The organism is Hydrogenophaga sp. FW305-3-2-15-A-LB1 (assembly GCF_058787875.1).
The window spans coordinates 1-598 of record NZ_JBYTAE010000189.1; the positions used below are offsets into that span (position 1 = coordinate 1).

General features: G+C 67.2%; 1 pseudogene. It reads right to left on the reverse strand.

The annotated features are described in order from the left end of the window. Positions 1 to 598: pseudogene (locus AC3WPZ_RS27985) on the reverse strand (long-chain fatty acid--CoA ligase); the annotation flags it as partial.

A 598-nucleotide genomic window follows, 5' to 3' on the forward strand; every position in this document is an offset into this window, starting at 1 on the left:
GCGTCGCTCAGCTTGAGCGTGGCGCTGACCGAGCCGGTGCGCCCGTCCTCGAACTTCACCTGCGTCTGGATGTACTGCTCGGCCTTGCCGCCGTACAGCGCCTCGACCAGCACGCCGTACTTCTCGGCGATGAAGCCGCGGCGCACCTTGTTGGTGCGGGTGAGCTCGCCGTCGTCGGCGTCCAGCTCCTTGTGCAGCACCAGGAAGCGGCTGATCTGGCTGCCCGCGAGCAGCTCGTCGCGGCTGAGGTCGGCGTTGACCTTCTCCACGCACTCGCGGATGAGCTCGTACACCTCGGGCTTCTGCGCCAGGTCGGTGTAGCCCGCGTAGGGCAGGTTGCGCCGCTCGGCCCAGTTGCCCACCGCCTCGAAGTCGATGTTGACCATCACGCAGACCCGCTCGCGCTGGTCGCCGTAGGCCACGGCCTCCTTGATGTGGGAGAAGAACTTGAGCTTGTTCTCCACGTACTTGGGCGCGAACATGGCGCCGTCGTGCGCGCCGCCCTTCAGCCGCCCCACGTCCTTGACGCGGTCGATGATCTTCAGGTGTCCCGAGGCGTCGATGAAGCCCGCGTCGCTGGTGTGGTACCAGCCGTCGG